Origin of the sequence: Streptomyces bluensis (assembly GCF_014650715.1) — a bacterium.
GTDB lineage: Bacteria > Actinomycetota > Actinomycetes > Streptomycetales > Streptomycetaceae > Streptomyces > Streptomyces bluensis.
Window position 1 is genome coordinate 1 of sequence record NZ_BMVM01000053.1, and the last position, 683, is coordinate 683.

A 683-nucleotide genomic window follows, 5' to 3' on the forward strand; every position below is an offset into this window, starting at 1 on the left:
CGAGGACCTCGTAGAAGACGGCGCGTTTGAACCACTCCGGGTCGCGGTCCTTGGCGGGGGTGTCCTCGAAGGTGTCCGGAACGGGCTCGTTGACGGTCATATCGCGGGTGACCCTCCGATCTGCGGGGTGGACGTTCGCAGGACGGTCAGTACATGTGCGGGTGTCCGGCCGGGCTCCAGCCGTACGTAGTTGTTCCTGCCCCAGTGGTAGACCTCGCCGGTGAGCTCGTCACGCACCGGCACGGACTCGTGCCAGTCCAGGCCGAGTTGCGGCATGTCCAACGAGACCGTGGCCTCCTGGGTGTGGTGGGGATCGAGGTTGGCGACGACCAGAACCGCGTTCGAACCCGCACGTTTCGAGTAGGCGATGACCGCCTCCTTGTCGGTGTCGTGGAAGCGAATGTCCCGCAGTTGCCGCAGCGCCGGACTGCTTCGACGGATCTCGTTCAGCCTGCCGAGCAAGGGCGCGATACTGCGTCCTTCGCGTTCGGCGGTGTCCCAGTCGCGGGGCCTGAGTTGGTACTTCTCGGAGTCGAGGTATTCCTCGCTGCCCTCGCGCAGGGGGGTGTTCTCGCACAGTTCGTAGCCGCTGTAGACGCCCCAGGCCGGGGACATCGTCGCGGCGAGTACCGCCCGTACCTCGAAGGCGGGACGGCCGCCGTGCTGGAGGTAGGCGTGCAGGA

General features: G+C 66.5%; 1 pseudogene. It reads right to left on the bottom strand.

What is annotated here, in order from left to right:
* Positions 1 to 96: 96 nt before the first annotated feature.
* Positions 97 to 683: pseudogene (locus tag IE262_RS39060) on the bottom strand (alpha-1,4-glucan--maltose-1-phosphate maltosyltransferase); the annotation flags it as partial.